The sequence below is a fragment of the Paraflavitalea sp. genome, from assembly GCF_059502485.1.
Window position 1 is genome coordinate 984552 of record NZ_JCACET010000010.1, and the last position, 20935, is coordinate 1005486.

The 20935-nt window shown below is 46.9% G+C and carries 15 protein-coding genes; 7 read left to right on the forward strand and 8 right to left on the reverse strand.

Annotated elements, in window-relative coordinates; all coding sequences use genetic code 11:
• Window positions 1-315: 315 nt before the first annotated feature.
• Both AC5JBY_RS21295 and AC5JBY_RS21300 read right to left on the reverse strand, forming a co-directional pair.
• Entirely contained in the window at window positions 316-1551 is a 1236-nt protein-coding gene (locus AC5JBY_RS21295) for a FecR family protein (protein WP_495906672.1), read from the reverse strand.
• Between the two features lie 412 nt (window positions 1552-1963).
• The gene (locus tag AC5JBY_RS21300; protein ID WP_495906673.1) at window positions 1964-2584 is read right to left on the reverse strand and encodes an RNA polymerase sigma-70 factor; all 621 of its coding nucleotides are present in this window, start codon (window positions 2582-2584) and stop codon (window positions 1964-1966) included.
• 468 nt (window positions 2585-3052) lie between these two features.
• Between AC5JBY_RS21300 and AC5JBY_RS21305 the strand changes: the two genes are divergently transcribed.
• Entirely contained in the window at window positions 3053-3556 is a 504-nt protein-coding gene (locus AC5JBY_RS21305) for a hypothetical protein (protein WP_495906674.1), read from the forward strand.
• Window positions 3557-3663: 107 nt separating this feature from the next.
• Here AC5JBY_RS21305 and AC5JBY_RS21310 read toward each other — a convergent pair whose 3' ends face one another.
• Together AC5JBY_RS21310 and AC5JBY_RS21315 are read right to left on the reverse strand one after the other, a co-directional pair.
• Window positions 3664-4278 (reverse strand): protein-L-isoaspartate(D-aspartate) O-methyltransferase, encoded by a 615-nt coding sequence (locus tag AC5JBY_RS21310; RefSeq protein WP_495906675.1) that lies wholly within the window; start codon window positions 4276-4278, stop codon window positions 3664-3666.
• Window positions 4279-4380: 102 nt separating this feature from the next.
• Window positions 4381-6780 carry a hypothetical protein gene (locus tag AC5JBY_RS21315; RefSeq protein ID WP_495906676.1) on the reverse strand — a complete coding sequence of 800 codons (2400 nt, stop codon included), beginning with the start codon at window positions 6778-6780 and terminating at the stop codon, window positions 4381-4383.
• Window positions 6781-7674: 894 nt separating this feature from the next.
• On the opposite strand from AC5JBY_RS21315, the gene AC5JBY_RS21320 reads away from it, so the two are divergent.
• Window positions 7675-8721, forward strand: coding sequence for a sensor histidine kinase (locus AC5JBY_RS21320; protein ID WP_495906677.1), 1047 nt, complete (start codon window positions 7675-7677; stop codon window positions 8719-8721).
• Window positions 8722-9026: 305 nt separating this feature from the next.
• On the opposite strand, the gene AC5JBY_RS21325 is transcribed toward AC5JBY_RS21320, so the two are convergent.
• A complete protein-coding gene (locus AC5JBY_RS21325; RefSeq protein ID WP_495906678.1) occupies window positions 9027-10481 on the reverse strand; it encodes a glycoside hydrolase family 125 protein in 1455 nt (484 codons plus the stop codon).
• Window positions 10482-10843: 362 nt separating this feature from the next.
• On the opposite strand from AC5JBY_RS21325, the gene AC5JBY_RS21330 reads away from it, so the two are divergent.
• The 4 genes from AC5JBY_RS21330 (at window position 10844) to AC5JBY_RS21345 (ending at window position 17624) form a co-directional block, all read left to right on the forward strand.
• A complete protein-coding gene (locus tag AC5JBY_RS21330) occupies window positions 10844-11506 on the forward strand; it encodes an RNA polymerase sigma factor (RefSeq protein WP_495906679.1) in 663 nt (220 codons plus the stop codon).
• A 10-nt stretch (window positions 11507-11516) separates the two neighbouring features.
• Window positions 11517-12719 carry a FecR family protein gene (locus AC5JBY_RS21335; RefSeq protein ID WP_495906680.1) on the forward strand — a complete coding sequence of 401 codons (1203 nt, stop codon included), beginning with the start codon at window positions 11517-11519 and terminating at the stop codon, window positions 12717-12719.
• A gap of 198 nt (window positions 12720-12917) precedes the next feature.
• On the forward strand, window positions 12918-16244 hold the full coding sequence (locus tag AC5JBY_RS21340) for a SusC/RagA family TonB-linked outer membrane protein (RefSeq protein ID WP_495906681.1): 3327 nt from the start codon (window positions 12918-12920) through the stop codon (window positions 16242-16244).
• 9 nt (window positions 16245-16253) lie between these two features.
• Window positions 16254-17624: a RagB/SusD family nutrient uptake outer membrane protein gene (locus tag AC5JBY_RS21345; RefSeq protein WP_495906682.1), complete on the forward strand. Its 1371-nt coding sequence runs from the start codon at window positions 16254-16256 to the stop codon at window positions 17622-17624.
• Window positions 17625-17632: 8 nt separating this feature from the next.
• Here the strand turns inward: AC5JBY_RS21345 and AC5JBY_RS21350 are convergent, their stop codons facing one another.
• From AC5JBY_RS21350 to AC5JBY_RS21360, 3 genes are all read right to left on the reverse strand, one after another.
• Entirely contained in the window at window positions 17633-17899 is a 267-nt protein-coding gene (locus AC5JBY_RS21350) for a hypothetical protein (RefSeq protein WP_495906683.1), read from the reverse strand.
• Between the two features lie 1021 nt (window positions 17900-18920).
• Window positions 18921-19163 (reverse strand): RNA recognition motif domain-containing protein, encoded by a 243-nt coding sequence (locus tag AC5JBY_RS21355; RefSeq protein ID WP_495906684.1) that lies wholly within the window; start codon window positions 19161-19163, stop codon window positions 18921-18923.
• 186 nt (window positions 19164-19349) lie between these two features.
• Window positions 19350-20156 carry a class I SAM-dependent methyltransferase gene (locus AC5JBY_RS21360; RefSeq protein WP_495906685.1) on the reverse strand — a complete coding sequence of 269 codons (807 nt, stop codon included), beginning with the start codon at window positions 20154-20156 and terminating at the stop codon, window positions 19350-19352.
• Window positions 20157-20340: 184 nt separating this feature from the next.
• Between AC5JBY_RS21360 and rbp the strand changes: the two genes are divergently transcribed.
• Window positions 20341-20643: an RNA-binding regulator gene (gene rbp, locus AC5JBY_RS21365; protein WP_495906686.1), complete on the forward strand. Its 303-nt coding sequence runs from the start codon at window positions 20341-20343 to the stop codon at window positions 20641-20643.
• Window positions 20644-20935 lie beyond the last annotated feature (292 nt).

Here is a 20935-nt window from a genome sequence, read left to right on the forward strand (position 1 = left end):
CAATGGAATGATTAGTAAAAGAATTTATGTGGTTTAATGTTTTGTTATTGAATGGTCAATTTTTCGTTAAGTCATTACTGTGATTATAACGGATAGCTGAAGAACCCCAACTATACCGATTGCATGATATTTTCTCCTTTTTGCATTATTTTTTGGGGAATCTTGCCGGGAAGACAGGAAGGCGGAAGAATACAAAAAAGCCTCTGCTTGCAGCAAAGGCTTTACACATCAATATGGGAAATGGGAAAGCGGGAAAGGCTTTTGATTATTAATTACTGATTACTCATTATTCGGTTGCTTTGTAGCTCTTCGATATTACTTAGTTACTATAAGGGTTTTACCTTTTAGTTCGAAATGGACGCGATCGGTAGATTCCAGAATCTTCAATATGGTGCTCAACGGTACGTTTCGGGGTACAGGTGCTGTAAATGCTTCATCTGCAGGCAATTTCAACTCAATGGCGTCGATGTCGCTGTACCAGCGTTTGATCTCCTTCAGAATTTCAGATAGTGGGGCTGCCTTAAAATCGAAATAGCCATTCTTCCAGGCGATGACGCTTTCGAGGTCCACCACCGTCTGAACCATGATTTCAAGGGATTTATTGGATTGGGAGGATATAGGGCTTTGGGCTTGCTGTGTTGGTTTCAGTATCACTTTTTTATCTGTAGCCGTATTGCCTACCTCTACCTTTCCTTCCAGCAACGTAGTTTTTACAGCAGCTTCGTCGGCATAGGCTCTTACATTGAAGTGAGTGCCAAGCACTTTAACTTCCGTTTCGTTTATCGATACAATGAAAGGCTGGTTGGGATTTTTTGCTACTTCAAAGTAGGCTTCGCCGGTGATGTCAACCCGGCGTTCGGGGCCTGTAAATATGGTGGGGTAACGGATACTGGTTTCTGCATTTAGCCATACCTTGCTTTGATCGGGCAGGATAATGGCATAACTACCGCCACGAGGGGTCTTAACGGTATGGTAGCTTACTGGTACTTTGCTGCCTGTATTCGTTCCGTTTGCTTTATCGGGGTTATATACCAGCGCATCACCTGTTTTATTCACCGCTGCCCCACTCTCTTTGGCCAGCATGCCATCTTTCGCTTCATCGAGGGTAATGGTGCGTCCGTCGCCTAATGTGAGGATAGCTTTGTTGGAGCCAGGCTGAATATTTTCGCCTTTGTCGACGACTGCCACTTCGGGGTTGGCTTTCTTACTGTCTTGATTTAAGTATAGATAGGCTCCTGTAGCCAGTATGCCAATTGTTACGGCTGCCGCTATCCACTGCCAGGTTTTCCGACGGCGCATGGGAACCACTGGCGTGAATTCAAAGGCGTTCCTCGCCATCATCGACTGCCAAGCAGCTTCTTCGTCGATCTTCTCCATTTGCTCCAGGCTGGCAGCTACCTGCTGCTGGTCCAGGCAACGCTCTATAAACTGACGGTTGGGTACAGAAGCATTGGTCCAAGCATCCAATTCCTCTTGTTCTGGCACGGAAATTTCGCCTTTTTGCTGCAATAGCAATAAGTGCACGATCCTATTAACGGCGGATTCTTGCATGAGTAAAATTTTGATAGGTAATGGTTAATGGTAAAAAAGGCAGTTTGCTGCCTTTTGATAGAACGTATAGGTATCTCGGTGCAACTATTGGTATTAGAAATTCTCTTTGTTAAATCCAGTCTTTTGGCGTGATGCTTAGACTTTTGTCATTTTCATTGTATTTGCCTTTTTGCGTACGCAAAGGTTTTGCGCTTCTCGCGCGGGATTGTCACTTTCTTTTCCTTGATGAAAAGAAAGTAACCAAAGAAAAATCAAGTCAGGCCCGATCGCTCCGCGCGGCCTGACGGGCCAACGCCTCTCCAAGGCGTAACATCCTTTACTTATTATTGGCAGCAAGCCACTTAGGTGTAACATTCCTTATTCATTGCAGGCTCTCAGCCAGGTAACTTCAGGTGCAACAACGAACTTGCGGCTATTCTTCGGCGGCGCAGAGGACGGCGAAGAAATGCAGCAAAATGGCGATGGGCAGGATGTTTTTCTTTAGGAGGGCGGATTTGAGGATGGCGACGGCTTTGGTTTTTTGGTTGCGGACGGTTTGCTCGGAGATGTTTAACAAGGAGGCGATCTCTTTAGTGGTGCGGCGTTCGAAAAAGTACAGGCTGAATATTTCCTTGCAGCGGTCGGGCAATTGCTGCACCTGGACATATAGCTGCTGGATGTATTCCGCGTACATCATGTCGTAATCGTCGCGGTTCATTTCGGCCTGGGAGTCGGAGGTATACAAGATCTCTTTGTGGATACGGGTATGGATTTCCTGGCTGCGCAAGTGGTCGTAGCAGCTATTACGGACAGATACATAGAGAAAGGAACGGATACTGGGCACTGATTCAAAGTTCTCTCTCATCTTCCACAGCTTTACAAAGGTTTCGGTTACAATATCTTCCGAGAGCAGGTTGTTGCGCACCAACTGATCGGCAAAATACACCAATGCCTTATAGTTGCTTTTCCAGAGCATGTTGAGTGCTGTGGTATCACCACTTTTAAATGCAGCCGCCAATTGCACATCATTATTGATCTCAGAAGGAATCCTCATTCTTTCTCAGCTATTAATCAAAAAAGCATTAAATAAAAAGATAACACTATTGCACAGCGACGCTGTACTGCATCAAAGGATAATGTGTGCTCCCTTTCCCGGCCTACCGGGTAAAAAAAGACGATAGCCAAACAATGGGCTTATTAAAAACGTGAAGGGGGATCGTATTCGGAAGATAAAAGGTTTAAAGGCTTAACGGAGTAACATTGACAGACAGGCAATGTTACTCGAAAATAAGGGTATTCAAAAATCTATGCCCAGTTTTTTTGCACAATCTGCCCAATATATTCGTATTCCCTTATTTACACGGTTGCAAAATGTATACCCTTCCCGACCAAAGCAGATAACCTACACTCGTTTAACTATTATCTCTCATGACCTTATGTATTGCAAGATGCTTTATTGATAGGTGGATGGTTAAACCACCGCCATTGCCCGTTGTACTTAAAATATCAACTAAAGATGTGTATGAAAAAGTCAACTATTGCTGTTTGTGCGCTTGCTTGCGGGCTTCTGTTGAACATGACCGCTTGGGGACAAAGCAATTTCTCTGGCTCCTGGACAATGCAAAACAAGGAACCAATTGCAGGGTTGGATTATGATAATTCGATCCCTAAAGAAATCACCTTTCATTTACAAAAAGATTCTCTGATTATTGAAAGCCTTAACGCAGGCAAGGATGAAACCACTGTCAGCAGCCGTCATGCTGTAGCCATGAACGGCCAACCCGTGACCAGCACCAGCGCTACCAGCCTTCGAAAGCTTGTCAAAACGCTGAAATGGTTAAACGATAAAAAAGCCTTTGAGCTTACTACTGTTTATTACCGGGTTGACAATCCCACTGTTGTAGATGCCACGCGGGTAGAGATTTGGAGCCTCTCAACAGATGATAAGCAACTTAATGTGCACAAGAAATCGACCGAAACTCAAAGTGATAATTGGGAAGTAAAAGGAAGCTATACCAAGAAGTAGTTCGCTACTATACGAATAGCTTTTCAGGCTGAGTTTGAAGAAGGGGACTTCGACAAGCTCAGCCCCGTTTTATACGGGGGTAAACTCTGACATAGTTATGGTAGTTGTTAGCTATTACGCCCCTCCAGCATTGGTACAAACGAAAAGTTCTCGAATATCTCTTCTGTAGTGCTGCCATCGGCCTGCTTGGTAAGGCGCAACATGCGTTGCACATGCCCTTCACCTACGGGGATGACCATTTTGCCACCCGTCTTTAACTGCTGTACCAACTTAGGCGGGATATAGGGCGCTGCAGCCGTCACGATCACCTTATCGAAAGGCGCATAAGTAGGCAGCCCTTCATAGCCGTCACCATAAAAATACTTCAGACGGGGATATTTGTCGCGCAGGACAAACCTACGATGTACATCGAATAGTTTTTTCTGCCGCTCGATGGTAAACACATTGGCCCCCATCTCCCCCAGCACGATGGCCTGATAGCCGCTGCCGGTACCAATCTCCAATACTTTTTCCAATGGCTTTACTTCCAATAACTGGGTTTGGTAGGCTACGGTATAGGGTTGCGAAATGGTTTGATCAGCTTCGATGGGGAAAGCCCGGTCTTCATACGCGATCTTGTCAAACGCGGAATCCATGAAAAAGTGCCGGGGAATGTTCTGAATGGCTGCCAACACGCGCTCGTCGGTAATGTTTTTTTCGCGCAATATCTTTACCAACTGCATGCGGAGCCCTTTGTGCCTATATGTATCTTCGAAAGTCCTCATAAACTGTACAAAGATACGATAAAAGGTATTGATGATCAATGGGCTTTGACAATCGCCTCTTCAATCGCACGCAAGCAAAGCATATCCAGGCTTTTGTTCACCTGCTACCACCCGAAAGGCTATTTTGTCACTGATGGGGCCTTGCGAGTGGCTATATCCTTGTAATATACAATTGAATTTACCTGTAAGATCGTTGGTATAAAACGGCACTTCGACTTTGCCGTCTCTACCTGTCAATATGTTGTGTGACCAATATAGGGTGGGCATTCTTTCCTCTTCGCCAAGCTTATACTTTTCATAGTCGGTGTTATAAAACTGTTTAGAAAAATACACCCCATTTACCCTTTGCAATAAAAATGCAGGCCCCTGGTCATTATCCGACTCACAGCCCCTGTAAGTGACCCATTGATTTTGAAAATAATATTGCTCCCCGCTTTGTGGAACAGTGCCTACCGGATGCGCTTTGCAGTTGAGGAACTTATACATGCACACCCAATCATTGCAGGTGGAACTTTTAAAGACAGGGGCTTTTGCGTCTATGCTTATCAGGTCTTCCTTCCTTTTAGCCGAGACGGTTACGGCTGTGAGCGTTTGATTGAAGGGGCCGTGCTCAAACTCTTCCCCTTCTGCCACCGGATAAGCCGTTTCCTGATAACGGGTCTGCACCAAGGTATCTTCCATGCCGCTGCAGGCATCGAGCCATTTTACCTCGTAATACCGGGCCTGCCCTCTATCTGCCGCAGGCAGTACGACCGGCTTTTGATCGGCCTGGGCCAGCAGCGCCTGATCGGGCAATGCGAAAAGACCTGTGGAGTCGGTACGCACCCTATACATGCCGGCGCCAATCACGGTGAGTTCCGTCGGCTCGGCCACCGGCCTGCCTTTGTAATAGACATATCCGGTGATGCATTTTCTTTCCTCCTGCGGGTGCCCTTCGTTTCCAGCCTTTTCCACATCTTTCTTCCATTGGTATTGTGTCCAAAAACGGGTGAGCAATAACCGTTCTATGTTTGCCCCGCCCCTTATAAGATTGCCCGGAGTGCCCTCAGCCCTGGCCGGCAGGAAGCGTTCGAGATTGTAATAACGCACCATGTCGGGCACGTCTGTTGTATCGAGGCGGGAGGCTAACACGCATGCCAATGAAAAATAGGCTTGTACCGGCCGGCCTTTGCCATCAGTCACCTCTATTTGCAATTTCACTTTATTGCGCGTACCGTATTGAGGCGATGCCTTCATACTCACCTGCAGGGGTTCTCCTTTTTTGATGTATACGGCCCGCTCAACCTGCGGCTCTCCGGCTGCATTGAACAGGGTGAGCGTGGCCACGCCTTCGGGTATATCTTTTACGGGCAATCGCATGCGTGCCCGGCTGTTCTTCAGCAACAACGAACCTGAAAAAAAGATATCGCGGTAATTGTGGATCAGCAAGTGGCAGGTGTCGCCACTTCGACCACCGATCTCTGTAAGCAGGTTATCGCCTTCCACTACTGCCTCCGGCACGTGAAGGGTATATCCTTCGGGCTCAATTAGTGGAAAATCACCTACCACCTTTACAGTAGAATCGGCCAACCGGATTGTATATCTCTTGTCCATTTGTGGCCGCCAGCGGGTATACCCCAGGCCGCACTGATCGGTGGAAAATTTACTCACTGGTATACCATCCTCCAGTAACTGACCCGTTGTGGAGAAGGGCCTTCCATCTGTCTTTAGCTCTATGCCTAACAGTCCATGCCGACCGCTGACCGGAACACCACCTTCGGGAAATAACTTCATCGTTACTTTCTGTTGGGCAGCCGAGACTAACGTAGCTACTGGTTTCCGCTCTACACTGTTGCTTCTTCCCTTTATGATGATGGGCTGTTGGAACGCCACCTGGTTGGAAAGATTGAGATAGGTATTCGTATACGCAATGAAGTTGTACTTACCAGGAGGTAGTGAATCGGGCAGAAATAATGCGCCCCCAGCCAGGCGGCCGCCTTCTATTACATACCTTTCTGAGGCCCGTATTTTTTTAGTGGACTCCTCTACGAGCAGAGCGCGCAAGGTGTGCTGCTTCACTGCGGTATCGGGGTTGAGCACATATGCGGCAAACCAGATGTTTTCGTTATGGATGTAAATGTTCTTGTCCAGGTGACAATATAGGTCTACCTGGTTCCGGACAAGGGTATAGTTGGAAAACAGGGACGTAAGCGTGTTGAGTACCGATGCCTTAGGTGGCGGGGCAATCGCTGATTTGACCTCCACCCTCCTGGTTGCCGTCAACGCATTCGATACTTCTTGTACAGATGGGTCATCATCAAACATCTTCGGCAATACCTGTCGGGCGGCAGCATCGGGAGTCACGATAAACAGACAAAGTATTAAAGTGACGAGAGAAGATAGAAAGGCATTTGGAAGGAATGCGGTTTCTTCACGATTGGATTGGTTGAATCTAAATGATCTTTTTTCCGATGCAGCCATACAAAAAGGTTGGCCTACGCAAAGGGGTGCATGCATAGTAGTTATTAATGGGGTTAGTAACTTTTATCACTGTAATAGCCTGAATGTGTAGCACACACATTCTTCCTGAAGGCACATCGGAAATATTTTATAGTCAGGAAAAGGAAAGGTGGGAAAACTGGCGGCTCTATTTTGCCGCAGTGCGGCAAAGATAACTTTCCCTTAATACTAACCATTGTTTGTTTAATAATATTTATCAATTTTTAAATATCAGTCAAACACAACTTGAAAGTAATAAAAAAAGCTTAACAAATGTCAATTCGACGATTATTCGTCGTTTAATTATTGACTTTAGTTATTAAACGCTTAAAAGGGCTAATTAGTATACTACTTTTTGCGAATGTGTCGCTGTTTTGCTACCACCTTTTCTTTAATGCTTGCGCATAATATCGCCTCTTGCGATGATGTCACTTTCTTTGCTCCCGCGGAGCGGGACAAGCTTTGGATGCAAAGAAAGTAACCAAAGAAAAATCAAGTCAGGCCCGAAGCCTCCGGCCGGCCTGACAGGCCAACGCCACCCCGGGTTGGGCTTTGATTACTACTTTTTTGTTTTTTTTGCTTTGGGATGGATTATTGTTGGGTAGTTCATTGGTTTCGATGTTGCAGTTAGGCGGGGTTCATGTCTTGGGCATAGTCGCTGTTATTGTTACTAGCTTTGACAATTGTCATATTTACACTTGCTGGAATTACTGTCTAGTGACGGTTACATTAAAATCTAAGCGAAAATGCTTAGGGGATAAAATATATCCAATCGGGGTCCGTTACAATGCATTCACTAAACCGTGTTGCCGGGAAAAATAGTCAACTATCAATTCTGGCAATGTCATTCGTTAACCTGGTTAAAGGCCCAACCCCATGCATCCTATCTACGACAAGCTGTCGCGGGTAAGTTTTTTATCGCGCAGCTACACTTTTAAATTCCTGTTTATTGCTTTTCTCGGCATTCACGTGCCGCTTATCGGATTGATCATTTTTGTACTGGTAGCTACCGGCGTGATCAGCACCGGCGCTATCTTATTAATAACCTTACTGCTAACGCTGGGCGCTACTGCCGCCACGCTGTTTATATTGAATGGCCTGCTGGCGCCCTTGCGGCAAAGTCAGCATACCTTAAAGCTCTTCCTCAACGAGCATGAACTGCCTCAACTGCCCACGCACTATGCCGACGAGGCCGGTCAGCTGATGCAACATATTCAACTCACCCTCACCGAACTCAACAGTGTGCTGGAAGAAAAGAAAGACCTCACCGCTCTCCTATCGCATGACCTACGCACGCCCCTACGCAACGTACAAACGTATGCCGGCATCATTCAAGAGCAGTCGCTCTCTCCAGAAGAGGTGAAAGAGATTGCTGAAGGCATCACCGAATCGGCCAAAGAACAACAGCTGATCCTCGACAACATCCTCGAGATCTTACGTATGGATTATCTGTTCCAAGATAGTAGTCAGCTTGAAGCTGTCTCGCTTGCTCATCTTGTTGACGACATCCTCCAATCCATGCAACCTATCGCTGCCAACAAACAGATCGCGCTCACGACTGATGTGCGTCATGCAGGATCGATTCATGTGCATGCCGATCTCTTTAAACAGGTGTTGAAAAATCTCGTTGGTAACGCTATCAAATTTTCTCATCCTGGGACTTCTGTCTTAATTCGCATTCATCAGCAGGATCATCAAACCCTTATCGAGGTGATTGATAGTGGTATTGGCTTTGACGCTGGTATTGGTGAACAGCTTTTTGAAAGATTTACTAAATCCGGACGTAAGGGGACGGCTGGGGAGCCGACGACGGGGCTGGGACTTTATTTGAGTCGGAAGATTATTAGGCATCAGCGAGGGGACTTACAGGCTTACAGCAGGGGCGCTGGACAAGGCGCAACGTTTACTATCAGTTTAAATTAATCTTACTTTTTTTCAAGCTTGCAGCTTGTATCGCTGCTTGCGATGATGTCACTTTCTTTTCCTTGATGAAAAGAAAGTAACCAAAGAAAAATCAAGTCAGGCCCGAACGCTCCGCGCGGCCTGACGGGCCAACGCCACCCCAGGTTTAGCTTTGCTTACTATCTTTTTGGATTTTTTGCTTTGGGGTGGATTATTAATGGCAAAGACCCTGCTTTTTGTAATTTCTACTATGCAGGGTCCTTGATTATTTTTTACTTACTGCTATTTGTATTTGGCAATAGCTTTTTATTAGCTGGCTTACTTGATTAGCTTAACAGTGTTGGTTTTTCTTTGTAGGTTTTCCAGAGGAATTCGCCGAAGAGGGTGTTGGCCCAGGCGAACCACTTGCGGGTGAAATTTTTGGGATCGTTTTTGTGGAAGGCTTCGTGCATGAAGCCGGTATCGCCGTGCGTTTTTTGTAATAGGCTGATGCACGCTTTGATCTCTGCATCGCTGCTACTGGTTAGGCCACGCATGGTGATGGCCATGGGCCAGATCATATCCTGTCCGACGTGGGGACCACCAATGCCTTCGCCAGCTGAACCTTTGAAGAAGAAAGGATTCTCTGCACTCAATACCAGCTTGCGCGTATTTTGGTATATCGGGTCCGTTCCCTTTACTGAACCAAGGTAGGGCATGGATAATAAGCTGGGCACATTGGCATCGTCCATCAAATTATAACTACCGAAACCGTTTACTTCGTAGGCATATACTTTTCCAAACGCCTTGTGCTCTACAATGGCATGTTGTTGCAAGGCTTTCTCAACCTCTGTCGCCAATGCCTTTAACTCGCCCGCAGTTTTGGTATCCTTTGCGATGGCCGTCAACATCTCCGCTGCCTGGCGCAGGCTTACGACTGCAAAGAAGTTGGAAGGGATCAAATACGAGTAAACTGTGGCGTCATCGCTTGGGCGGAATGCTGAGCAGATCAATCCTACTGGTTTTACCGGATACCCGTATCCGTTCATAGGCAGGGTATCGGTGGCAAAGGGCGTGGTACGCTGAAACTTGTATTTGCCGTTGCCCGTCTTACGCTGCTGGTCGCGGAAGGTGTCATAGATGGCTTTGATGGCCTGCTGCCACTGGCTATCGAACGGCGCGGTATCACCGGTGAGTTTCCAATAATGATAAGCGAGGCGGATGGGATAACAGAGGGAGTCTATTTCCCATTTGCGCTCATGCACGCCGGGTTTCATGTCGGTATGGTCTTTTGTCCACTCTCCTCTTTTCTCCGGGTCATTATAAAAAGCATTGGCAAAGGGATCTTTCAGGACGCAGGCGGTCTGGTGGTTGATGACACCCGCTACCAATTGCTGCAAGGGCTGGTCCTGCTTCATGAACTGCAGGTAGGGCCATACCTGGGCCGAGCTGTCCCGGAGCCACATGGCGTCGATGTCGCCGGTAATGACATAGGTGTCGGGGCGGCCTTCTTTGGTGGTATGGTATACGGTGGTATCTAAGGTATTGGGGAAGCAATTTTCAAACAGCCAGGCCAGCTCGGGGTTCCTGACTTTGGCTTTGAACTCTGCTATGGCTTTTTCTACGGCCGCGCTGGAGAAATGGCGTTTGTCGGCCGGGATGCGGACTACGGGGAATTCGTCGATGCTCGTGGCCGCCTTCGCTGAAGCTTCGGCGCCCGAAGCAGCCAATGATGACAAAGGCCCCATGAGCAGGCTGGCGCCTGCCAGGCCTGTTTGCTGAAGGAATATCCTACGTTTCATAATGCAAGTGTTGTGTTACGATTGATAATGGGTGAACCGGCAAACTATACCGATTTAGCTACTAAGGTAAAGAGAAGTTGATAAGTTAACAAGTTGATAGGTTGAAAGGGCTTTGGCGGGTTAGTTGAAAAGGCCTTTGAGGTACACTGGTACTCGCTGTTGCAACATAAAAAGTTTCCCTTTTGCGAAAATGGCTTTGCTGCTTATCGGTGGTTGGCCATGCTTTCTACCCCGTTTTATACTGTCACCAACGATCCGCTGCGTGTGTAATACCTACACGTTGAAACGGGAAACAGGGCAAAAAGTGATGTTTTTCAATTCCGTCGTATTATATATGGAGCCTTTCACTAACTGCTAATCATATGCTAAAAGACCAGTTACCGGATTTCGTACCTGACAGGATGGATAGTCATGAGCAACAGACCTGGTTATATATCCACTTTGGCGCTACCCTGCTCGCTTATGCCTCTAATCTACTTAGGGATAAGGAAGAGGGGTATGAAGTGGTGCAAGAGGTGTTTGCTTATTTGGTGGTGCAACAAAGAATTTTCGAGAGTTATGAACAGGCCAAAGCCACCTTATTCGTAGCTACGAGGAATAAATGTTATGACAAGATCAAGCAGCGAATGCGCCAGGAGGCCGGCTACCGCCGGTACCTGGAAGATACAAGGCCAGACCTGATCGATTATATGGAACAGCGCCCGGAAGAAGACGAGGCGCATTTACTGATCATACAAATACTCGCCAAAGTGAACGAATTTATAGCACAGCTACCCAATCCCGACAAAGACGTTCTCGTGTTGAAATGGATGCAGGGTAAGTCATACGAGGAGATCTGCGCAGCACTGGATATAAAAAAAGCTACTGCCAGGAATTATGTTTCCAGAGCCAAGAAGACTTTGCTGAACATGCTGAAGGATGGAGGTATCTTATCTATTGCGGTGTTGCTGGCGCTGGCCTCTTTAGGGTATGCTTTTACGAACGCTTATTATTTGTTAGCAATAATACCATTGACCATTTATTAAACCTTTTCAGATGCAAAAAAACACAATTCCATGGGCCGACTTGCTGGTGAAATACTGGCAGGGCACCCTCACTGCCGACGAGCAAGCGGAACTCGACCGGCAACGTTCACTTTCTCCTGCGCGGGAAGCCGAGTTTCAGCAGATCAGCGATCCTGCCTGGAGCCTGGCGCGCCTTCAGGAAATGCATGCTGCCACCGAAGCTATGGAAGCCGGCTGGCGGGATGTGGAGCGGCGGGCGGCCCGCTTACAACGGCAAGCGCGGCTTCGCGCCAGGAAGCGCTGGATTTATCCTGCTGCCGCAGCAGCCCTACTGGTGGGTGTGATCCTTTATTTTGTTTACGATCGCACCCCGGAGCCGCGGGTTGTTTCCGGGGAAGAACCGGCTACGCCCGCTGTTTATCTTACTGCTGCCGAAGAAAAAATCGTCCCGCCACCCAACGGCGCCAAACTGTTGCTGTATGATGGATCGGAGTATCTCTTACGAGATAAACAAGACGGTATCATCAAGCAAACGGAGCACCTGCAGATCAGGAAGCAAGGTTTGGCTATTTATGTGAAGCAAATCGGTACGGGCGACGCCTCCGGCAGCCAACAGAACAAACTGATCTTACCGGTGGGGAGCACCTGTATCCTGTACCTGCCGGACAACTCATCGGTTTATTTAAATGCTTCTTCCACGATCAAATTTCCTTCGGCCTTTACCGGTGATACCCGACAGGTGCATATCGAAGGGGAAGCGTATATCGAGGTCGACCCACACCGGCATACGCCGTTTATAGTGCATTTGAACAAGTATGATGTAACTGCCACCGGCACGCGGTTTCTCGTGCGCTCTTATCCGGCAGAAACACAAACCGTGGTGCAACTTGCCAGTGGTAAAGTGCATATCAACAAGAACATTCACATCAAACCCCTTCACCAGTTCATAGCCGACGGGCAGCGCGAAAGTATTGTTGCCTGCGACTCTCCCAATGCCGATAAAAATGCCTGGCAACAATCGAGTTTCAACCTTGCCAAGGACCTGCGATCGGTGATGGAAGATATCGGCCACTGGTACGATATGAAAGTGGTCATTGACCCTGCTATCAAAAATGACCGGCTCAGTGGCACTTTTAGCCGAACACAGTCTTTATCCCTTACACTCAATCATCTTCGTTCGATTACATCGCTACAGTATCGCGTATCCGGCAAAGAAATTATTGTAACGAATTAGCCTTGGGCAGCCATTAACCTTAGCCATTATTAACCATTAAACCATCCCCCAACACTATACCAGAACCGGCTCGACATTAGTGTTGATGAACATCTCATCCATGAAAAACAGGCTGCGCAGTAAGCACGGCTTATGCGCAGCTTCTCTTTTTGTTCATCACAAAAAATGGTTAGTTAAATGAAAAGCAAAATAGCAGCCATGCTCCTGATTTTACCTATTAGTATTGTCCAGGCTCAATTTATTCAACCACCTCGTGCGCTTGTGAAGCCCGAGCTTTTCATCAGGCCACTGGCCGCTAAAAGTGGCTTCCACGTTGCCTGTAAAGAAAAGGCGTGGGACCTGATCATGCCTATACCGGCAACGAGTACCAGGCAAGCATCGCTTACCGATGTATTGGACACTTATTGTAATAACGCGTTAGTGACCTACAGTATACTCGAGTCGGTGATCCGCTTTACCATTTCCTCGCTGGGTGATTCGGTGCTGGATAGGCATTACACCTTGCTCTTTTTGCTGGATAAGGAGGGAGAACCTTTGCAGGAGGTAAAACTGCGCATCAATGGTGGCGTGGAACAACGCTTCCTGCTGCGGGACAAAGGCATCCTGCTGTTGCCGGGCCTGCAAGCAGGCGACAGTATCCGGTTCTTACCTTCGATCAATACAGAAGAAGTCATCCATCCTTTTGGTGGCAGCACTGCACAGGTTGTTCGTTTCCCTGCGCGGATCGCTGCTCTATCCAGCCTCTCCGTAAAACGCTCCAACGGGTACCAGGATATCGAAGCGGACCATGTTACCGGCGCCAACCAGGTGGCCGATGCTGCGCAATATGATAAAAGTGTGGGGCTGCAGATCGTTGACAGGCTACGTGTGAGCACTCCCTCCTATCAACCGTACGTGCCCGGTATACCCGGCGGGCTGCCGCTGACAGGTACTACACGGGGCCTTAGTACCATCGATGGGAATATGGGTTTGCTGTATGTGCTGGACAATATGCCCGTGAGGAACCTGGATGCCATCAACCCCAACGATATCGCTACTGTTACTTTTGCGAATGATGCGGCTACCATGGCTTTGTATGGAAGCCGGGCAGCCAATGGGGTGGTAATCATGACTTCCAAAAGATCGCGCAGCGGTGAGCTACAAGGCCGTTTTACCAATCATTACTCTTATATACAGCGTCCTACTGACTTTCCTGCTGTGGGTGTGCGCGCCGCGGATCATGTAGACCTGACCCAGCAATTGTTTAACAAAGGCGCTTATGATGAAAGGATCAACAAGAAAGAGCCGCTGGTATACCTGATCGCTGCGCTGGCGGATCGCCGCAGTGGGGTTTTATCGGAGGCTGGGCTCGACTCTGTCCTGGCGTATGCCAAAGCACAAGACATCAGGCGGGACCTTGGCAATTATTTTTATCAGCCCAGCATCAGCCGGCAAACTCATTTGCAGCTGGCGCAATCGTTTAGCCGGTGGGCGTTTTCTGCATCCATTGGTAATGATCAGTCGAGCTCTCCGCTGCAAGGGGAGCTTCGACACCGCACTACCAGTCAGCTGTCTTTGCACTCCAACGTTATCAACCGTGTCGCTGCTTACCTGCATGTTTATTTTGCGCGCATCAGCGGTCATAAGGTGCCTTATCGCTTATCCAAGCCTATTTCTTTTCTTGCGCTGGCAGACAGGGAAGGTAACCCGCTGCCGATTGAAGGGGGTGGCCAGACCAGTTTGTCGGACACGATGGCGGATGGCAAAAAGCTGAGTGTGGGTGAATTTCCTGTGCAGGAATTGCGCCTGACCAACAATCAATACAGGCAATCGTACTTCACCATCAATCCAGGCTTCAACTGGCAAGTGAAGTCGTGGCTATCGCTGGACTTTATTTATAATCATGGCCGGCAGGATTACCTGGAAACTACCGTTCACCATGAGCAGAGCTTGCTGACGCGTAACGAGCTTCGTCAACATTCGGCCGTCACGAATCATGTGTTGTGGTTCAAGATAGCACGCGGTGCCATGGTGGATACGCTTGTATCGTCTATGCGATTCAATGATCTCCGGGCACAAGCGAACTTCAGCATCAAGGGGGATCATAATAAGTTTTTTGCTATTGCAGGTATAGAAACACAATCGACTACCACTCACCTGGCGAATAGCCGCACGTATGGTTATGGCACTACGCAACCTGAAACTGCCGTGCCCAATATCAACGTCGACTCCTTCGATTATTACACCGGTATTTACCTGAATGCTATTTACTCCGTAAAGGACAAGTTCATTTTTTCCGGCAGTTTACGCAAGGACCAATTAAACCGGTACGGCCCTCAGCCTTTATTGAAAGGCTGGCCTTTTTACAGTGCCGGGACCGCCATTCATCTTCATAAGGTGGTTCCTTTTTTCAACAAGCTGCCTGCACTCACCTTCCGCGCCACCATTGGAGAATCGGGCAATGACAATAAATCGTTGTTGCTACAGAGCACCATTCTCAGTGGTGGCTTTAATGCATACGATGATCCTGTGGCCGACATCGATCAATATGCCAACACGCACCTGGAGCCGGAACGGGTACAGATCATCAATGCTGGTGTAGACCTGACGCTGAAAGACAGTACTTTTCAGTTTGGCTTCGACATCTTTCAGAAAAGAAGTCACAACCTGTGGAGCTGGCAGCAGCTGCATCCCAATGTCGGGGGCGGATTGATCAAAAGTAACAGTGGCTCTCTCAAAGGTTATGGTTTCGATTTTTATATGAGAACGCGTTATGGATGGCCTGCCCTGGCGCTGAACAGTTCTGCGTGGCTCAGCTACTCCACCAACACGATCACTTCGCCCCTGCTTCCGCTGGACAAAGTATATAAGTATGCCATGGTGGCTTATTACCGGCCGCAGCTTGCGCATCCTGTGAATGCTTTTTATGCTTTCCGGTATGCGGGTGTTGATCATCAAGGCAATCCTATCGGCTACCTCAACGGCAATACCAGCCAGGATTATGAAAAGATCACCAATAATGGCGACCCGTCTTCCATCAAGTATGTGGGGCCTGCTACGCCCCGGTATTACGGCGGATTTACTCACTCTATGTTGATCCGCGACTTTATAGACGTGGCCTTTCAGGTGAGTTACAAGCTGGGGTATTTTTATAAGCGGTCTTCTTTGTTGTCGGGAGATGTGATCAAAGGTTTTGCCCTGCACAGTGATTATTACCGTCGCTGGCAACATCCCGGCGATGAGCTTACGACTTCTGTGCCTGCCATCGTGACCACCAACTACGCAGCGCGGGATGTTTTTTACGAGCACAGTGAAGCGCTTATTCAGCCGGCCGATCATATCCGGCTGGAGTTTTTGCGGCTGGGGCTTGTGTTTGACCATACCAAGTTGCGGGTTTTAAAGAAATCGCAGCTGAACTTTTACCTGACGGTACACAACCTGAAACCCATCTGGACGAAAAACCCTTATCACGAAGATCCCGAAACGATATACTTGCCTTACAGGCCTGGTAAAGGGATCAGCGTAAGTATGCAGTTAAATTTTTAATACCCGAGCATGAAACATTTTGTACTTATCCTTTTTTTGGCGGCAGTGCTGACGGGCTGTGAGAAGCAACTGCAGCAACCCGTGGCGAATACTATCTCGACGATCAACAGCCTGGAAAAGTGTGAAGAGGTATTGAACAATACCGATAATATGGGGAAGCAGCCGGCGGCTACTGAGATTTCGGCTGACAATTATTATTTCAGGGACAGTGCCTTGTCGTCTGATGTGTCGCCCATGGACCTACGGCATTATGTATGGGAGCCCGATCTGTACCAACAGGAGAAAAACATTCCCGATTATATTTTTCCCTACAAGCAGATCAACCACTGCAACGAGGTGTTGTATGCTTTAGAACGTATCCCGCTTGTTCCTTCGCAACAGGCCCTCAGAGATAATATCGAAGGGGCCTGTTTATTTTACCGCAGTTATGCTTTTTATAACCTGCTGCAACTGTATGCCAGGCCTTATGATGCCGCGACGGCTGCTACAGATATGGGTATATCGCTTGTGCTGACGCTGGATAAAGAGGGGGATCAGTATCGCTCTTCCATGCAGGCTTGTTATGACCAGGTGATCAACGACCTGCGGCAAGCTGTGGGGTTGTTGCCACTGCTGCCAGACCCGGCAAAGCCTAACAAACCCTCCAAGGTGGCCGCCTGGGGCTTGCTGGCCAGGACTTATTTAAGCATGCGGGCTTACTCCTCTGCAGCACAGTATGCAGATAGTTGTTTAAGGTATTACGATCACCTGCTCAACTATCAGGAAGTCATCAACATCAAACCATTTCCTTTTGGCAAGGTGAACCCTGAAGTTGTGTACCAGGCTTACCTGCATGATGACAGCAAATTGTTAAAGGGAAGAATCAACAACAGCGAGTTGCTGATCGATTCTTCCCTTTACGATTCTTACGATTCCAATGATCTGCGCAAAACGCTTTTCTACAGGGCCGATGGTAAAAGGGTCTCTCTACATGGCAGTTACTCCGGTTCCATCTTTTGCTTTGGAGGTATTGCCACGGATGAACTTTACCTGATCCGTGCAGAATGCGCCGCGCGTAATCATAACCTCCCGCTGGCCATGGCCACGCTGAACAAGCTACTGGAACACCGGTATAAACCAGGCACCTTCCACGCGCTGAGTGCCGCCTCACCGGATAGTGCTTTGGCGCTGGTGTTCCAGGAAAGAAGGAAGGAGCTCGCATTCCGTGGCCTGCGCTGGACAGATCTTCGCCGTTTGAACAAAGAAAATCCTGTCCACATCATCAAGCGGTTTGTGAAGGGCAGGTATTATGTTTTGCAGCCGAATGACCTGCGTTATACCTTCCCTTTTCCGGTTGATGTGCTGGCTAATAGCAAGATGGTTCAGAACCCAAGAGAATGAATTGGCTCCTACTCTACCCACTCGTATCTGCCTTCGCGACAGGGTGCGTAATAGTTGGGCTGGAAAGGATTGGGCTTGTACCAGGTGCAAACGCCTGGTTCGTCTTCGCAATAGTAGATGACGCCATACTGGCTTGCGGTCAAATAATTGGCGCCATCGTACCAGTACTGTGGAAAGTTGGTACATGCGAAACAAGAAGCCGCTTTTTTGGCAAAAGCGCCACCGACACTGAGGGTGATGGCAACTGCAATGCAGATCATTCTGATTTTTCTCATACAATCAATTTTTACGTGAATAGATAGATGGATTGCTGTTCTAATCAGTCACTAACATGTGTGAGGCGGATCAATTAAAAAGAAAGAAGGTTGCGGACAAGTAACGGGACATCATTGCAGTTCTACTATTCTAAAGATAAAACGATAATCGACAGGATGAGCAGGTTTGTGAAAAGATAAATGCGAATGGGAGGATGGCGGGTGGCGGGCAAGCTGTATTTAATTGGAAAACAAGGGATTGGAAATTGCTGCTTGCTTTAGTTTGCAGCGTTACCAGTTTTTGAACCTGGTCAAAAAAGTGGGATAAACATTCTGATTATCAATAGGACAATGGGAATTAATCTCTATATTTGCCGCTCGAAAAAGGTCCGGTAGCTCAGTTGGATAGAGCAACTGCCTTCAATCTAGGAGCCTTATAAGGGAAAAGTAACCTTATAAGTGGATGCCACTATATCGGTGAACCCTTCCTGTCTTTGACAGATGGCAACCCCGAGGAAACTTTAGATACGCCTGTTAGTGATGAATGCAAAGGCGATCTGGGTGTTTTGAAGGTTAAATTAGACTTGTAAGTCTGCATGTTTAAAGGTAAAAAACATCTTTGAATCATCAACAGCAAGGTATTCGCCTGGCTTCTGAATTCAAAAAGGTTCCGTAGAGACTACACGTGGCACACCTGAAATGGTGAAGATATAGTCCAGACCACAAAGCCTTGCAACAGGCAAGGACGCAGGGAAACCTGTAGTTGGTAAGCTAAGCAGTAGGTCATTGGTTCGAATCCAATCCGGATCACGGAAAAATAAGAAGCCTTCAGATTCGATTGAATTTGAAGGCTTTTTTGTGTTCGAGAAATATCATTCTAAAACTAATTGTCGAACACAGATAATTTTGGCACTCCTGGTTGCACCAAGTCGTGCGAGAATATCGCGGTAAGACGGAGACAGATGATAATGAAAGCTATTTATATCTTGATCATCGATTGATATAACGAAGTATTTGGGATAGATAATTTATGTTCGTTAAGTCATTTCGGGTCATACGTTTCTTCCACAGAAATGTAGCAATTCATGAATCGCATACTATCGAGTTCATGTATTACGATTTTTCCGGCGTTGTATTCCATGTCCACCAAGGCATATCCCTCCGAATAACCGTTTTCAGCATTCATTATTACCTTAGCAGAATTAACGAAACCAAAAGGAAGCAGTAAGGCTATTACCTGTGAGGTAGTAGTAAGTTTATTGAGGTTGCTGATCAATATACGCATAATGTTCAATTTACTGAGGTGATGGATTGACCAGGTAAAGTGCATGCGTAGGGAGGAGTAAGTAAAACTACACGATAGAAAGCCAATAGTTCAAGATAACCCTATTATTTGGAGTTGACTAATTTATTATTTACCTGAATGGGGCGTAGCTGGTTTTGGTGGCCACTTACGGCTGTAATTCTGCTTCTAAGTCTTCTGCAATACAAAACTATAATATATCAGCGCATTAGACTGAAGGTCTTGATGAATACGGGAGCCCTTACTGCCCGCAAATTGACTGAAAGCCGGCTGCATCCAACGGGCAACGTGCTTGCTGATTCGTTCCTGTTTGATACTGTCTTCCTGTTCAATAGCACTTATTACATTGTTGGTGATGTTTTCTTCTGACAATATTTTTAATCCACTTAACTGTAAATGTTCTTTAAGTTTAGACATGCCTTTCCTATCGCGCATGTCTGTTAACAGCAGTGTGCCGCCTGAGCTTAACACTCTTTTTACTTCGGCAAGAAAACGTGGTACTGAGCCATAAGCATGTGAACTTTCCACATTTATAACTACGTCGAAGCTTTGTTCCGCAAACGGAAGCTTTTCTGCATTCGCCTGCATAAAATGCAAATTCTTTTCCCGGTGGTTTTGCCTCGAAAGCTTAATGGCATTACGGGCAATGTCCACACCGGTCATCGCTACCGGTTTCATATACCTGGAAATAAAGCTTGCCCCACCACCACGACCACTTCCCACTTCCAATATACGCTTATCATGAATCTGCGTTTTATTGGCAAGGAAATGATATAGCTGAATAGGAAACCGGTTGATCTCATCCTTCGGGAGCAAAGTTAAATACGCTTCAGACGTTTGCGGCGCATAGCCATAGTTCATAAAGTGCCAATCGCTTATTTTAAGATGTTTCGCCAAGCCTTCATAGATGGGCTTCCAGATCATTCTGCGGAATACTGGATATGTCGTTAATGATAAAAACACTTTTGCTATCATAGCTGTTTTTTTGAAGATAGTCTATTGACGGTGAAAATAAATATTATAGTACCGTTTATTAAGGTTACCTTTGTTTCATTCATTTGAGCCTCGCATCAGTAAAAGTCATCGATCTGCTATTCCTCTGCACATTTATCACCTTACTTCTTGCCTTCCTCAGATTTCATTTTTTTAAATTATTACAATGAACATTTATGTTTCAAACCTTGCCTTCAACATTCAGGATGAAGAGTTGAAGAATTTATTTACACCATTTGGCGCCGTTGCTTCTGCAAAAGTTGTTAATGACAGAGAGACAGGACGCTCGAAAGGTTTTGGATTCGTAGAAATGGAGGATGGTACAGCCGCCCTTGAAGCTATACATCAATTAGATCAGTCGAGCCTTGATGGCAGATCAATCAAGGTGTCCGAAGCCAGACCTAAACCTGCAAAATCATTTCAAAGTAGTCCTTTCAGGAATGATAACGAGTTTTCCAAACGTAAATAGTAACAAAAGAAGAGTTCGCACCTTGTGTGCGGGCTTTTTTTCAATCAGATTGCTTTAGACGATATTTCACATATAACAGTCATGAATATTTATTTTCAAAGAGAACACCTGGATTATCAGTATAATTGGTCAAATGAATGTGGCAACCTGTACAAAGGCATTCCTAGTCGCCGTTTGTTCGATTTAAACAACGGCGCCCAGGTGTTGTTTATCATTAACTGTTTTTGTCAATCAATCGGCCTCCCATCCACTTTTACAGGTAAGAAAATTGAAAAGCTAATTCATTGGCAAC

Excerpts from the sequence above, each read along its gene's own strand:
- AC5JBY_RS21310 (WP_495906675.1), bottom strand. The coding sequence starts at position 4,278 with ATGCAGTTGGTAAAGATATTGCGCGAAAAAAACATTACCGACGAGCGC.
- AC5JBY_RS21360 (WP_495906685.1), bottom strand. The coding sequence starts at position 20,156 with ATGATAGCAAAAGTGTTTTTATCATTAACGACATATCCAGTATTCCGC.
- AC5JBY_RS21325 (WP_495906678.1), bottom strand. The coding sequence starts at position 10,481 with ATGAAACGTAGGATATTCCTTCAGCAAACAGGCCTGGCAGGCGCCAGC.
- AC5JBY_RS21305 (WP_495906674.1), top strand. The coding sequence starts at position 3,053 with ATGAAAAAGTCAACTATTGCTGTTTGTGCGCTTGCTTGCGGGCTTCTG.
- AC5JBY_RS21300 (WP_495906673.1), bottom strand. The coding sequence starts at position 2,584 with ATGAGGATTCCTTCTGAGATCAATAATGATGTGCAATTGGCGGCTGCA.
- AC5JBY_RS21340 (WP_495906681.1), top strand. The coding sequence starts at position 12,918 with ATGCTCCTGATTTTACCTATTAGTATTGTCCAGGCTCAATTTATTCAA.
- rbp (WP_495906686.1), top strand. The coding sequence starts at position 20,341 with ATGAACATTTATGTTTCAAACCTTGCCTTCAACATTCAGGATGAAGAG.
- AC5JBY_RS21330 (WP_495906679.1), top strand. The coding sequence starts at position 10,844 with ATGCTAAAAGACCAGTTACCGGATTTCGTACCTGACAGGATGGATAGT.
- AC5JBY_RS21335 (WP_495906680.1), top strand. The coding sequence starts at position 11,517 with ATGCAAAAAAACACAATTCCATGGGCCGACTTGCTGGTGAAATACTGG.
- AC5JBY_RS21350 (WP_495906683.1), bottom strand. The coding sequence starts at position 17,899 with ATGAGAAAAATCAGAATGATCTGCATTGCAGTTGCCATCACCCTCAGT.
- AC5JBY_RS21295 (WP_495906672.1), bottom strand. The coding sequence starts at position 1,551 with ATGCAAGAATCCGCCGTTAATAGGATCGTGCACTTATTGCTATTGCAG.
- AC5JBY_RS21345 (WP_495906682.1), top strand. The coding sequence starts at position 16,254 with ATGAAACATTTTGTACTTATCCTTTTTTTGGCGGCAGTGCTGACGGGC.
- AC5JBY_RS21355 (WP_495906684.1), bottom strand. The coding sequence starts at position 19,163 with ATGCGTATATTGATCAGCAACCTCAATAAACTTACTACTACCTCACAG.
- AC5JBY_RS21320 (WP_495906677.1), top strand. The coding sequence starts at position 7,675 with ATGCATCCTATCTACGACAAGCTGTCGCGGGTAAGTTTTTTATCGCGC.
- AC5JBY_RS21315 (WP_495906676.1), bottom strand. The coding sequence starts at position 6,780 with ATGGCTGCATCGGAAAAAAGATCATTTAGATTCAACCAATCCAATCGT.